Here is an 883-nt window from a genome sequence, read left to right as displayed (position 1 = left end):
TAGCTAAACTTGCTGAATTGAAAGCTCTAGGATATGACCTAGTAAGTGACGGATTCACAACAGCTACAGATAAGAACTACGATAAAGATACAAAAGTTGATCAAAGCTTTGTAGTAACAGTTAAACCACACGTTGAGCCAATCAAACCAGTAGATCCAGAAAATCCAAATGATCCAAATAAACCAAAACCAGGTGAACCAATCGATCCTAAGAACCCTGATGGACCAAAATGGACTGAAGATCTAATCAAGAAGATTGATACAACTCGCCACGTGAACCGTACAATCACATACGTTAACGAAAAAGGTGAGGAAGTGGCTAAGAAAGTAACAGATAAAGTTACATTCACTCGTGAAGCTAAGATTAACTCTGTAACAGGTGAGATCACATACGGTAACTGGACAGCTAAAGATGGAGATACAACATTCGATAAAGTTGAATCACCAGTCGTTAAAGGCTACATCCTGAAAGATGCCAAACAAAAAGAAGTAGCAGCTACAACAGGATTAACTGCAGACTCTAAAGATGAAAACATCAAAGTAGTTTACACTAAACTTGGTTCATGGGTACCGAAAGTACCAGAAGGTGAAACACCAATTGATCCACTTCCATATCCAAATGATCCGAACGATCCAACTAAACCAGGAAACGATAGACCAATCGTTCCTTACGTACCAGGAACTACACCAAAAGATCCAAATGGAAACCCACTGAAACCAGTAGATCCAAACGATCCAAGTAAAGGATATGTTCCACCAACACCTGAAACCCCAACAGAAGATACTGAAATCACTTATGAGAAAGATACTCAGAAAGCAAAAGTAACTTATGTGGTAGAAGGAACTGGAACAGTACTTCACACAGATAACCTAGAAGGTAAATC

At 39.1% G+C, this 883-nt stretch carries 1 protein-coding gene; it reads left to right on the top strand.

All coding sequences use genetic code 11. The features are described 5' to 3' along the window. On the top strand, nucleotides 1–883 hold an 883-nt coding region (locus tag JQ843_RS05365), incomplete at both ends, for a mucin-binding protein (protein WP_419991898.1).

It is taken from the genome of Streptococcus mitis (assembly GCF_905187495.1).
Lineage (GTDB): Bacteria > Bacillota > Bacilli > Lactobacillales > Streptococcaceae > Streptococcus > Streptococcus mitis_CU.
This window is presented reverse-complemented; position numbering and strand designations above follow the sequence as displayed.